General features: G+C 44.7%; 10 protein-coding genes. 4 read left to right on the top strand and 6 right to left on the bottom strand.

The window, feature by feature from the left end; all coding sequences use genetic code 11:
• Positions 1-1,276: 1,276 nt before the first annotated feature.
• Entirely contained in the window at positions 1,277-4,330 is a 3,054-nt protein-coding gene (locus DW205_RS22760; protein ID WP_005863282.1) for a DUF6383 domain-containing protein, read from the top strand.
• 340 nt (positions 4,331-4,670) lie between these two features.
• Positions 4,671-5,819, top strand: a complete 1,149-nt coding sequence (locus DW205_RS05585; RefSeq protein WP_008777734.1) for an acyltransferase — start codon at positions 4,671-4,673, stop codon at positions 5,817-5,819.
• A gap of 68 nt (positions 5,820-5,887) precedes the next feature.
• Here DW205_RS05585 and DW205_RS05580 read toward each other — a convergent pair whose 3' ends face one another.
• From DW205_RS05580 to DW205_RS05570, 3 genes are all read right to left on the bottom strand, one after another.
• Positions 5,888-6,148 (bottom strand): DUF6582 domain-containing protein, encoded by a 261-nt coding sequence (locus tag DW205_RS05580; protein ID WP_005859868.1) that lies wholly within the window; start codon positions 6,146-6,148, stop codon positions 5,888-5,890.
• A 195-nt stretch (positions 6,149-6,343) separates the two neighbouring features.
• Complete coding sequence (locus DW205_RS05575; RefSeq protein ID WP_005863279.1) at positions 6,344-6,970, bottom strand: chloramphenicol acetyltransferase; 627 nt, start codon at positions 6,968-6,970, stop codon at positions 6,344-6,346.
• The gene (locus DW205_RS05570; protein ID WP_005863277.1) at positions 6,967-7,476 is read right to left on the bottom strand and encodes a GNAT family N-acetyltransferase; all 510 of its coding nucleotides are present in this window, start codon (positions 7,474-7,476) and stop codon (positions 6,967-6,969) included. Before DW205_RS05570 ends, DW205_RS05575 begins: the two co-directional genes overlap by 4 nt.
• Before the next feature lie 95 nt (positions 7,477-7,571).
• Between DW205_RS05570 and DW205_RS05565 the strand changes: the two genes are divergently transcribed.
• Positions 7,572-8,531: a nitrilase family protein gene (locus tag DW205_RS05565; RefSeq protein WP_005863275.1), complete on the top strand. Its 960-nt coding sequence runs from the start codon at positions 7,572-7,574 to the stop codon at positions 8,529-8,531.
• Positions 8,532-8,536: 5 nt separating this feature from the next.
• Positions 8,537-9,724: a DUF418 domain-containing protein gene (locus DW205_RS05560; protein WP_005863273.1), complete on the top strand. Its 1,188-nt coding sequence runs from the start codon at positions 8,537-8,539 to the stop codon at positions 9,722-9,724.
• A 63-nt stretch (positions 9,725-9,787) separates the two neighbouring features.
• Here the strand turns inward: DW205_RS05560 and DW205_RS05555 are convergent, their stop codons facing one another.
• From DW205_RS05555 to gldM, 3 genes are read right to left on the bottom strand one after another with little or no spacing between them, the layout of a single operon-like run.
• The gene (locus DW205_RS05555; RefSeq protein WP_005863271.1) at positions 9,788-10,324 is read right to left on the bottom strand and encodes a GNAT family N-acetyltransferase; all 537 of its coding nucleotides are present in this window, start codon (positions 10,322-10,324) and stop codon (positions 9,788-9,790) included.
• A 49-nt stretch (positions 10,325-10,373) separates the two neighbouring features.
• Entirely contained in the window at positions 10,374-11,468 is a 1,095-nt protein-coding gene (gene gldN / locus DW205_RS05550; protein ID WP_005863269.1) for a gliding motility protein GldN, read from the bottom strand.
• A 10-nt stretch (positions 11,469-11,478) separates the two neighbouring features.
• Positions 11,479-13,047: a gliding motility protein GldM gene (gene gldM / locus DW205_RS05545; protein ID WP_005859860.1), complete on the bottom strand. Its 1,569-nt coding sequence runs from the start codon at positions 13,045-13,047 to the stop codon at positions 11,479-11,481.
• Positions 13,048-13,053: the final 6 nt, after the last annotated feature.

Raw genomic sequence — 13,053 nt, 5'->3', positions numbered from 1 at the left:
GGTATCTTTTTGATTGAAATACCTTCTTTTTCACGACACGGCTCTCTGGCTATAAAAGCCAACGAGCGTAAGCGGGGAGCGCGAACAAGCTACCACAACCGCTTTTTAACACGATAAGCGTCGCTTTTTAACGAATATATACGTATCAACCTACACATATGGCTGTATCAACTCACACATATAGCAGTGTTAACCCACACATATAGTCGCGTCAAGCTACACATATAGTGGCGTAAGCCTACACATATATAGGCATCGGCCCTCAGATGCGGTAGCGTTGGGCATTATTACCGCCTAACGACCGTAAAACATGAACTAGGGTGAATTATTTCGACTGGAACGAAAGGCCGTTTTTCAGCAAACAGCTATCAAACAGAGAATTGCTGTTTTTTTCTCTCGAATTTGGAAGCGAGACTCACTTGGGTACGGAATAATCGATTCTCCGGGACTTCAGATTACAAGTTGTCAAAAAGACAAATGGGCCACTTGTATCTATAGTTCCTCTGCCATTTCCCGATAACCATCGGGGGAGAGACGGTTAATGTATAATTTATGCCTTGTCAGGTGAATAACTTACGGTTTGTCAAGTGAATAACTTACGGCTGGGGGTAGCCGTAAGCTTACGAGTCTGGAAGTGGTTAGTTATTCACTTGGGAAGCCTTTCTCAAGTGAGTTGGTCTGTTGATTAATAGTTTATAAGACAGCGATTTATATGGCAATAGTTATCTCATGATCTCATCTGTTGGCCGACTTATCTTAGGCTGCCGGCTGAAATATAGATGAGCCTGAAGATATCCCCAATGATTATCGGGTGAGCCTATAAAATACCTATAACTCGAAGCTAGCGGTACTATCAATACTTTTGTGTCAAAGAGGAAGCTTGATTCAGATCTTATGCTTTGATAGGTTTACATTATTTTAATGTACACCTGTACATTATATATAGTTAAAAACCTTGATGTTTGACAATCTTTTATGGGATAGAAACGACTAGTTTAAACGATCGATTCTTTTAGTCATTTGCAAAGGTACGCGTTTCTTCGATACTTGCAACCCTTCTGAGCTATTTTTTTCACCCCTTATCCTCTTTCTTATCAATCAAATAGGCTATCCGTTACGAAACAGCCGATTCCTTTCACGAACCATTCTTTTTACCCCCTTAAAAAACGCAAGATCTAGATGATCGTTTAGACTAGTCGTTTTCGGGTAAAACAAGGGTGCTAAACGACGGGATGGACTTTAATTAACACTATTATTAATATTAAATTTTGAATTTATGAACAAAAGGATTTTTACCTTGTTAACAGCTGGTTTACTGCTAGGTGGACCTGCTTTTAATGCTGCGTATGCCGCTACTGATCTTACGGTTAAGACCGTAATTTCCTATAGCGAGAATAAGACGGCTCTTGCTAATGGAATGAGCTTTTATCTAGGTGCGTCTGAGAATGAATTGTTGAAGGTTACAGATGTTCTTACGACAAAGGACAAAAAGAAGGTTATTTCTTTTGGTGATGCTGATGGTAATGCAACTACAGGAGTCGTATTTACTATCCGTAATTATTCATCTAACTCTTTTGAGTTGTGGGCTAATGTTGGTGGTGTGGCTTATCAAGTAGTTACCGGTAAAGACGGTAATGCGTTGACTGCCGCTACCGACAAGAATCTTTCTGAGTTGAATGCTAAGTTCGCTGTATCAGAGGGCAAGTTGAAATTCTCAGGTTTGTATACAGTAACTGTACCTACAAAAGAAGTAAAGACTGGCTTGAAAGCATTCTCTTGCTCAGAGGGTATTGATGCCGCTTATTTGAATGACTATAATTCAAATGGCACAACATTGTCATTCGATTATACAACGAATGAACTGGTTGGAAATTTGTTTGATAAGGTTGTTCCCGTATCATTTACGGATGAGGTTGCGGCAACTCAACCTTCTGATGAGAATAAGTTGGCTGCCGGTACTTATTTCGTGAAAGGTGATTCGAAGAAAGTTAAGGCATTTGTTAGTGCGGTAAATGCAGAGACTCCAGATAATGACGCAATCTTGACAGCGGCTCAAGAAATTACATTCTTAGCTTTAGATCCCTCTAATCGTTATGACATCAATGGTAAGCAAGACAATGAGGGATATGCTTTGTATTGGATGAAGGGATCGGTTGCTACGGCCAACGCTGACTCTTGCTCTAACGCAAACTTTACGATTACGGCGAAAGACGTATTGAATGAGGATGGTAAATTGACGTTGACTGTTGATTATAAGAAAAAAGATCAAACAACAGCCGCGACGAAGGTTTACGTAGCTGCTGTTAAGCCATCTGTTTCTGATACGAAAACTTATGTTACTTCTGTTCTAATGTCAGGAACGAAATATTCCGCTATCCATCCTCAACTAGGTGAAAACTCTTACCTTGACGCTTCAGTATTGTTGAAGAAGAACATTGAGAATGTGGTTAATATCTACTTCACTAGCTCAACCAAGAGTGAGAATGATGAGGCTGATTCACAAACTGAGTACCATAAGTATTTGACAATAGATCCTGCTGATGGTTCAAGCTTAAGTGTCGCCGCTTATAATAGCGTAGATTTCACTATGCCGGTATCACAATGGATCGTTTCTGGCTTCAACGGCAAATATGAATTTACATTGACAAACCGTGAGACTGGTGATGATTTAGTATTACGTTTACAACCTAATGGTGCTGAAGGTGGCTATAAGGTAGTTAACGCTAAGTACAACGGCACTGATGTAACAATCGCCGCAAATAAGGGTGTAACAACAGCGTTAGCTTTAGCAAACAATACTTCCGTTAAGTTCAACACGATCGCTACGACTCGTACGGACGGATATAAGGTATTCACGGATACTCAGATCGCAGAAGGCTTTAAGATGACATTCAATGGTAAGGACGCGTTATTTGGAGAGAAAGCTCTTTACGCTATTGATGACAATGCTACTAAAACAATGAAGGCTTCAACCAAAGAGGAGAATTTAATCGTTCTTTATCCGGAAAGAATAAAGGGAGCGAAAGATCATTCTACTAAATCTCTGCAAGGTGTTGAGGATTATGTGATAAGCACAAATGCTTTCGCTTATTTGAATGATAAGGGAGAGGTTGTCATGAAGGCTGATGGCGATACATTGGTTGTTCCGACTTATGTTTTACGCTATACGGAAGCCAAAGGTGATGATGCTAAATATCTTGGCGCTGCCGCATCTAGAGATAAGGCTGCTGATGCCGCTACAGAGTTCGCTGTTGTTAAGAATGCCGCTGGCGCTTATTCTTTAGTTGCGGTGAGCGCTGTAACAGACGGTAAGCTTAGCTATGATGGCTCAACTGGTAGTAGTGCAAAAATGGCTAGCGTAAATACTACTTCTATGGCTATTACTTATGCGGCCAATCGTTACCAATCTGCTGATGATATTAATAAGACTTACGCTAACGTTGAGGTTTTGGACGCTAATCCGTTCAACCCGTCATTGGCCGCTAAACCTCGTCACGCTTCTTTCGACAATATGTTAGGCTCTATCAACTATCAGTTGAATAAGAATGGCTTCAACGAGGGCATCTTGTCCGCTGAAAGCATGATCTTCTGGTTAGATACAGCGGATAGCAAGGCTAAGACTCCGTCATTCTATATCTCTAAGGGTATTGAGGTGGCTGAAGGTGAGGAAAAACCGGCTGAGAGAATGTTCATGTTCAATCCGACAGATTCTTTGCATTATTTCGTTGAAGGTTCTGCGCAACAATATACGGACGAGAAATATTATTTGGAAGGTTCAGGCAAGTCTGAGACGAAGGTTATCTTCCGCCCGGCTATCCTTACGGGGGTTGATACAATCACTACTACCGTGAAAGGTGAGACCGTTAAGGTTGTTAAGGAGCTTAACGATGACAAGAGCGTGAAATCAACAGATCGATTGGATGCGTTCAAGTTTAATATCACACTTGCGGAGGGAGATGATGAATATTTCGTTTCTTCTCAAAGAAAGGTCAAAGAGGGTGATGTTTATAAGACAGCTTATGTATATGCTTTGAATGGTATGTTAGGTTTAACAACAAATCCAGAAAAGGCAATGGTCTTCACGCTTGGCACAGAGGTTCCGACAGCCAACGAATCTATCGACGCAAAAGAATCTTCTATCGTAGTTGTAGCCGGTAACGGTGTCGTAACTATCCAAGGTGCCGCAGGCGAGACTGCTTACGTTCGTACTGTATTAGGCCAGACAGTTGCTGAGACAGTTCTTACTTCCGACAACGCTACTATCGCCGCCCCTGCTGGTGTAGTATTCGTAACGGTAGGTAACGAGACCGTGAAAGTAGCTGTAAAATAAGGATATTCAATAAAGGAATAATGAAATAAGATAATCAACAATTCCCGTGAGGGTTTCGATCCCAAGTAATCCGTGACGGATGAACAGGCGGGAGTTGGATTAATATTAATACTAAAGTAATAAATTAAGAGGTCCGTAAGTACCTCCGTGAGGATGGAGTACGGATAAAGAAACAAGTCTCCGGCAGGCGTAAGCTTTGCTGGGGACTTCGTATTTTGCGACCTTATTTATGTGTAACTAATGAAAAAAGAACTGTCTAATAACGTGAAAGATGGGGCCTTTTTGTATTTTTGCGGAAATTAGGAGTAATAGTAGTATCAAAAATAAGCTCAAACAATTAATGTCAAACTCAAAAATCTCAGCGGCCGCATTCGCGGACACAAAACCTCATTATGACCTTCTTGATGGATTGAGAGGTGTCGCAGCGTTAATGGTTATATTTTATCATGTATTCGAAGCCTTTGCTACGAGTCCCATTGATCAACAATTTAATCACGGTTATTTAGCCGTTGATTTCTTCTTTATCCTGTCTGGGTTCGTGATTGGTTATGCTTATGACGACCGGTGGAAAACCATGACAACAAAGGATTTTATCAAACGTCGATTGATCCGTTTGCATCCGATGGTTGTCCTTGGAGCCGTTTTGGGAGTTATCGCGTTTTATATACAAGGGTGTGAGAAGTGGGATGGTACGCATGTCTCTATATCCATGGTGATGCTAGCTTTGCTTATCAACCTTTTTTTGATACCGGCTGTACCCGGTTCCGGGCCTGAGATCCGTGGAAATGGTGAGATGTTTCCTTTAAATGGCCCTAGTTGGTCTTTGTTCTTCGAGTATATCGGAAATATTATGTATGCTTTGTTTATTCGTCGGATGTCAACGAAGGCGCTTACGGCACTTATTGTCTTGGCGGGAATCGGATTGGCTTCGTTCGCTATATTCAATTTTTCCGGTGCGGGGCACCTAGGTGTGGGGTGGACGATGGAAGAGTACAATTTGATCGGTGGCTTTTTACGAGTGTTATTTTCTTTCTCGATGGGATTGTTGATGTCGCGCGTTTTTAAGCCCATTCATGTCAAAGGTACTTTTTGGATCTGTAGCCTGGCGATCGTCGTTTTACTCTCCATGCCCTATGTCGGTAATGGTGAGACCTTATGGATGAACGGTATCTATGATTCCGTATGCGCGATCCTGATATTCCCTATGCTTGTTTATCTGGGGGCTTCCGGGAAGACAACCGATAAGCATTCCGCCCGTATTTGTAAATTCTTGGGAGATATCTCTTATCCTTTGTATATGGTACATTACCCTCTTATATACTTGTATTTTGGGTGGGTGAAGAAGGAGAACCTTACATTTGCCGAGGCGTGGCCGGAAGCGTTGGCATTAGTTATCGGAAGTATAGTATTGGCTTACATTAGTTTGAAACTTTATGACGAGCCGGTTCGCAGATATTTGACAAAGCGCTTTTTACAGGTACGCAAATAACCTGCCATAACCGTATGTGCCACCCAACACATACGGTGTATCGGTGAATAAGCGGATCAGAATGGGTATTAGTAGCGATTTGCCCATTCTAAGATTGTCGGACTTTCGACATCAACCCCGAACTCTTTGGCTTTTCTCAAGATATTATGAGCTAATTCCGGCTTTTGCTGATCGGTAGCGTATCGAAAATAGGATTCGGCCGCCCGTACGTGTGTGGCGTCCGGCATAGGATATTTTCGTTCTTCGGGTAATCCGAAATCAGAGTCGTTCAACTCTTTGCGTTCCTCCGTGTCAAGTCGGTCGGAACCTTGTTCTCTTTCTCTTTCCATCGTGATAATTTTTTAATGATCTGTTTATGAAACGTTTCGATGGAAACAATCACTTCTCGCTAAAAAGTGTTGGGAAAGAATTAATGTTTATCAAATAGATCTGATTCATAAAGAAAACATGCCTCGCAAAGCTCATAAGAACACATCTTTAGTTTCATCCTTAGAATCGGAAACGGATTGCCTTGCTCATCCGTCTCATCCGTCTTTATCCGCTATACGATCTAAGAGGATAGACACATGTCTGCCGTCCATCAAGCCATGATGAGCCGTTACGGAGATAGGGAGCATCCGATGCCCGTTCTGCTCGATCAGCTTTCCGGTGGAGATGCGGGTAGCGGAATCGCCTGTACGGAAAGAGGAAGCGTGTTTCATCTCCGTGAAGGCGATCCATGGGACCGGGGAGAAACGGACTAGGTCTTGCCGGTCAGATTCCCTATCTTTGCAAAGGCCTGTGAGAGCTTGCACACGTTCGATCTCTTTCTGTGCGTTTTGAAGGAACAGTTGCCTGTCCGGTGTATATTCGAAGAAGCCGAAGCCGAATGTTCCGTCTTCTCGCCCAATCGTTGTTCCCACGTGGATTCGGTCGAAGCAGACAGGGGTGTTGTCGATGATCCGGTACCGGAACTCTTCCACCTCATTAACGGCTGTCATAATCTTATGTAAGGAGTAGAGGAAAAAAGAGGCATGATCCGCTTTCGCCTCTTTATAGATGGAGGTCACGTCTATCTGGGTGGTCAGTCCAAAGAAAGGGTCGTCCATAGAACCGAAAAACAGGAAATGTTCTTTCCGGTTCCAATGCTCTAGGTCAATAGGATGCTTCATGATTCTTTATTTGTTGGGTTTACTATTTTGTGGAAAGCGATGCGTTCCGTACCATTCGCGATGTAAATGATACCGCATTGCTTGAAGCCATGCTTTTTCAATAAGTTTTGCATGACAATATTATCCCGGTGTGTATCGATACGGATATTATCGCAATGAGCGAATGCCCATTTTAGACATTCGGTCGAGATCCCCTTTTGCTTACCGTTGGAGGCCATGCGATGGATCACGGCATAAGGTTCATCGTTCAGCCATTCGCCTTCATAGATCTTTAGGTAAGTAGGGTCGATTCCCTCGATGTAACAAAAGGTCCCCACTAACTCGCCCTGCTCATTTTCGCATACGAAACTATGGCTGGCCTTGATCTCGTTGGAGATCAATTCCTCGGAAGGATATCCATTGATCCATTGATTCCCGTTGCCATGCTCTTGCATGAACCTGCGTGCATAATCGTAGATTGCCATTATCTGGGGCAAATCTTCCTTTCGTGTTCGTCTGATATTCATGATCGGTAGAAAAAGTTATCCCGCAAAAGTAGTATATTATTGTTATCTTTGCGAATCTAGTCGAAAAATATATAAACCAATTAAATCAAAATATCATGGAACCATTAAAAATTGCTACCGTGCAGTTCGAGACACGGGATAACGATAAAGTGTATAATCTTTCTATCATCCGGGAGATGTGCCGGAAAGCGTCGGTAGAGGGAGCGGATGTAGTGGCTTTTCACGAATGCTCGGTTTGTGGATATACGTTTGCCAAGGACTTGTCTCGCGAGGAATTGTTGGCTATTGCCGAACCGATCCCCACGGGGGAGAGTACGCAAGCCTTGATCGCCATCGCCAAAGAGTTTGGCGTCACGCTACTGGCCGGATTCTTTGAGCGGCATGGGGATCGTATCTATAAAGCGCAAGTTTGCGTGGATGGCAATGGCTTGAAGGCAAAGTACCGCAAGCTACATCCGTTTATTAATCCGAATATCTTGCCGGGCGATCAATATGTGGTTTTTGAGATCAAGGGATGGAAATGTGGCATATTGATTTGCTACGATAATAATATCATAGAGAATGTCCGTGCCACGGCCTTATTAGGGGCGGATATCATTTTCATGCCTCACGTGACGATGTGTACCCCTTCCCCTCGCCCCGGGGCTGGTTTGATAAATCCTGTGTTATGGGAGAACCGGGCAAACGACCCGACTTCCTTGCGACAGGAGTTCGATGGCCTGAAGGGACGTGCTTGGCTTATGAAATGGCTTCCCGCTAGGGCGTACGACAATGCGGTATATGTGGTATTCTCCAATCCGATCGGGCGTGATTATAATGAGATCAAGAACGGTTGCTCGATGATTCTGGATCCTTTCGGCGATATCGTGGCGGAATGCCGTAAACTGGGTGATGATTTCGTGATCGCTACGGCTATCCCTGAGAAATTGAGACAGGCTGGAGGATATCGTTACCGAAATGCCCGTCGTCCGGAACTTTATGCGGATATTATCGGCCAACCGCATGAGTCCAATCAAAAGGTAGCATGGTTAACAGAAACAACAAATAGCAAATAAATAGTATGCAACAAACAACAATCTCTAAGTCACCTCGTGTAGAGGTGGTGGATGCGCTACGTGGTTTCGCTGTCTTGGCAATCTTATTAGTGCATAATGTGGAACATTTTATCTATCCGGTCTATCCGGACCCGGCTACGCTGCCGGGATGGTTGAACGTATTGAATGAAGGCGTGTTTACGGTGGTATTCGCTTTGTTTGCCGGGAAATCGTATTCTATCTTTGCCTTGTTATTTGGTTTTACCTTTTATATACAGTATTCGAACCAGCAGGCGAAGGGAAAAGACTTCGGTTACCGCTTCCTTTGGAGATTACTGCTGTTGACGATCTTCGCTACGTTGAACGCCGCTTTTTATCCGGCAGGCGATGTTTTGCTGCTGTATGCGATCGTGGGCGTTGTTTTGTTTATCGTGCGTAAATGGAGCGATAAGGCTGTCTTGATAACGGCTATTATCTTTTTATTGCAGCCGGTGGAGTGGTATCATTATATCGCTAGCCTGTTTAATCCGGATTACCAATTACCCAATTTAGGAGTAGGGGAGATGTACTCAGAGATGGCGGAGCATACCAAGCGGGGGGATTTATGGAATTTCATCTGGCAGAACGTGACGTTAGGACAAAAGGCTAGTTTGCTCTGGGCTGTTGGTGCCGGCCGGTATGTACAGACCTGCGGGTTATTTATGCTGGGAATGTTGATCGGGCGCAAGAAGTTATTTATCCCCTCGGAGGAGAATTCCCGTTTTTGGATAAAGACCTTGATCATTACTGCGATCGCTTTCGGTCCTTTATACCAACTGAAAGTATTGTTGATGGATACGGCGGACAGCGCTATCGTGCGCCAGACGGCAGGTGTTGTGTTTGATATGTGGCAGAAATTCGCTTTTACGTTCGTATTGGTGGCTTCCTTTGTGTTACTGTATCAGCGCGAGGCCTTTAAGCGTTTTACCTCTATCTTGCGCTCTTATGGAAAGATGAGCTTGACGAATTATGTGACACAATCTTTTGCTGGTGCGTTGATCTATTTCCCGATCGGCTTGAATCTGGCTCCTTACTGCGGTTATACGGTCAGCATGTTCATCGGTATCGCCTTTTTCTTTTTGCAAGTACGCTTCTGTAAATGGTGGGCTGAAAGACATAAACACGGACCGTTGGAAGGTCTTTGGCATAAGTGGACATGGGTAGGTTCTAAATAAGGATCTGATTATCTGGTGAAATGAGATGGGGTATGTCCCGTCTCATTTCATTACAGACAGTTCTCACTCCATAAAAGGTTTGGCATATTTAATCATTCCATGCACGTTCTTGAGTCCTTCCGGTGCCAACTCGACAACCATGCAATATTCGCTGGGGACATCGAATGGGAACTCAATGCCGAAATCAATCGCCCTTTTATATCCGAATCTCGGATAATAATCCTTATGTCCTAATAAGACGGCCGATTTATAGCCTAGCTCTCCCGCTCGCTTATGCGCTTCACGGATCAAAGCGCTACCAACGCCAATCCTTTGGTACTTCGGTACCACCGAAACCGGTGCTAGCCCAAGAGAGATCACGCTTTGGTCTTCTGATACGATTTCCACCTTACTCATCATGAGATGCCCTATGATTTCGCCGTTTAATTCAGCGACTAAGGAGAGCTCAGGAATATAAGCGTCCGTTTTTCGTAAACGTTCTACAAGGTACGGTTCGCTTTGATCACTGTCCTCCACGTCACGGAAAGCAAGTTCCACGACTTCCCTTACTGCTTGAAAGTCGTTCTCTTGCTCTTGTCTAATCTTGATTTCTTTATTCATATGTTGCGTATCACCGGTTATCGCTCAGACCCGTATCGTGAGTCCGTTTTTATCTTCTGCGTCGAACACTGCGTACCGGAGCGGATTTTTCTGCTTTCGGAGCCTTGACAGTGGGAGCTTTTTTTTCGGAGGCAGGTTCTTTGGTTGTAGTACCTTTTCCTCTTGCGGCGCTCTTTCTGGCTTTCTTCGCGGCTTTGCTGTCTACCGCTACTTGAGTCGTATCCGGTTGATACCAGAGTGATTTCTCAAAGCTGGTTAATTGACCTTCGATACGAGCTTGCTCGTTCTTTAAGGAATCCGGTGTCGGGCAATACGCCTGCAATGGCAGATTCATCAAGTTTTGGGTCTTGATGATATCCCCCTCGAACATCCGGCGACGGAAATAGTCATCCATCGTAAAAGTCATGGCGTTATTCATATTAGACGTCATGATGTATGAATTGCTGATATACGGACGTATATTCTCGTAAGGAAGCCAGAACATAGGCATGGTTGTCTCTCCCATATCACCTGTAGAGGTAAGGATCGGGCAAATCGCCAATATCTTGACATCAAAAGCGGAATTATTCTGGTCGAAATACCATGCTTCTTTTACATAGTAAGACCGTACGTCGGCTGCAGGTATATCGCTTTCATTGATTACGAAAGTCGGTTCCTCACCCGCTCTCCCCGGTATCTCCTCATAAAGGATGTAGAAGCGATCCAGCAAATCCTTGAAGTTGATCAAATGGGCTTCGTCAAACTCCTCGTATCCGTCCAGATACTCATAGGCCTTGATCTTGTTCTCACCTAAAAGCTGGAAGATTACGGAGAAAAGATTCATCTGTCCGTTCATCGGGCGGGTCGGGTAATAAAGCGGAGCGTTCTGTTCTTTCATCAAGTCCACCTGCCGGTAGATAATACGCATCCAGCGAGCGTTCCCGATCTCTTGCGTCAAACGCTCGTTCATATCTTGGGCCCGTACGGTCAGTTCGGGTAAACCGGTATCTTTCTTATCGTTTCTTTCCCCACGGCTGGCTTGAGGCGAACGGCGACGCGTTTGTTGTTGCTGCGTAGCATCGTTCTCTGCTTCTTCTTGCGCGTGAAGAGGCATCGCTGTTAAAAAAGTGGCGGCCAAAGCGGCTATGTAATACAGATGTTTCATACTGCGAATCTTAATTTACGATTACTTCGATAGTCGGTATGGTACGTTCGATACCGTCCGGACCTTTCGCGACTACACGGGTGATATAAAAACGTTTACCCTTACTTAAATTGCGGATATAGTTTTTCTGACGTTGCGAGAAGTTGGTTCCTTCGGCCACTTCCGGGATAGCGTTACCCATGGAGTCGAAGAAAGTCAGCTCAAAACGTAATACCGTATATTTTACATTTAGCAAATCATCGTCGATAGCGGCCAGAATACCGTCAGCCTCTACCAAGCTACGTTTGGCGATCATACCTCCCTTGAACTTACGGACGTTACCGTTTTGATCCTTATACTCGATATAAGGTAGGGGATCGGGGAGGGCACGCACGCGGAAGGTAGTCTTTGCCATCTCTATGTTCCGGCCATCCGCCATACGAGCGTTTACCGTGATCACGGCTTCCGTTCCTACTTTAGACGGGCGGGCTTCCCAACCATCCTTGCTGCGGGTTAATGTGCCGTTCGTCATGGTAGCTGTCACATTACCGCTCGGTACACCCGGGACGGCGATACGCATCGGGTTGGCGATACCGGCATATAATACGTTCATCAATGTCGGGGCCACGGTAGCTGTCGGCTCGGTCACGAAATACTCGCTCTCGAAATCCCGGCGCATGATGCTGCCGTCGCTATTCGGCATCTCGATATAACCTTTGATCGGGAATGTCCCGGCAGCTCCGGTATTCACCGTGAAGACTCCTTTATTCTCGTAAGGTAATTCTTTTCCGTTTACATAGATCGTAGGACGTTTCGTAGAGTCTACCGCCGATAATACGATATTCGCCTTGTACTGGCTTCCTCGCATTACGATCTGGCTTTCCGGGATTACCTGCGCCGTGATCTGGTTCACACGGTAATCGCCAACGTCTACGCTATTCAATAAGTTCGATAAGACCTCACCTTCGGCGTAGCGAACGTCACTTTGCATTTTTGTTAACAGGGTAACAGCCGCCGCTACCGGCATATTCTCGAACAAGGCCTCTTCCCAAGTACGGGTATTGATCCCCGCTTTATGAGGGGGAGTCGTGCTTAGGTTCGCCTCCAATACGGCAGTCTTCGCCGAATCTTCGATAAAGCCGCCCATCCAGATACGATACTTATCAATTTCCGCTCTCAGCTTTTTACCTTCTCCGCTTACAGGAGAGAGCATTACACGGGAGGCGGCTTCCAAATCATCCTTATGCTCGATGCTGTTTACGTTGGCATTCTCGCCATCAGCTACCTTAGCGATACGGATCTTTAAATCTTGTATATACGTATAGAGGCTATCTGAGGCTCTTTTCACCTCACGGGCCTTCAATGCCCACTCACCCACTTTCTGGGGATTCTCTTGGTAATAAGCTTCCATCTCGTCCGCTACGATCTTGTTTCGGCGGGAGGAGTTATCGATAGAGGTTCGCAAGCTACCTTCCACCAACTCAAAACCATCCAGCACCTCCGACGACACGTTCAGTGCCATCATGGCGATGAACACCAGATACATCAGGTTGATCATCCGCTGACGGGGAGAATTGGGATTATTTGATATTCCTGCCATATTTCT

Source organism: Parabacteroides sp. AM17-47 (assembly GCF_003434625.1).
GTDB classification, from domain to species: domain Bacteria; phylum Bacteroidota; class Bacteroidia; order Bacteroidales; family Tannerellaceae; genus Parabacteroides; species Parabacteroides distasonis.
Note: the sequence above shows the minus strand (reverse complement) of the source record. Positions and strands in the feature narration are given on the sequence as shown.